The sequence below is a fragment of the Stenotrophomonas sp. S41 genome, from assembly GCF_016624625.1.
Classification (GTDB): Bacteria; Pseudomonadota; Gammaproteobacteria; order Xanthomonadales; family Xanthomonadaceae; genus Stenotrophomonas.
In genome coordinates this window covers 1-215 of the sequence record NZ_JACVTV010000246.1, presented here as the reverse complement: position 1 = coordinate 215, position 215 = coordinate 1, and the positions used below count along the sequence as shown (strand labels likewise).

1 protein-coding gene is annotated in these 215 nt (G+C 60.0%); it reads right to left on the bottom strand.

The features are described from left to right. Nucleotides 1–215: hypothetical protein (locus IAE56_RS21195; RefSeq protein WP_234456251.1), on the bottom strand; the 215-nt coding region annotated here is incomplete at both ends.

Here is a 215-nt window from a genome sequence, read left to right as displayed (position 1 = left end):
CGTCTTCGAATTCACGCCGCTGGAGCAGCCCCATTCGATTGAAGCGCAGGACTTCACCGCGCCTGCTGACAATCCAGCCGTCATTGGTGCGGTCCGCACGATCACCACTTCCGTCTGTCGCTAGGTAGTAGCTGGTCTTCTGCTGGAAGGCGACGTGGCTGCCATCTTCATCGATGAGGCCAACCACCGCTGGAACGTACGAAGTGACCAGGCCG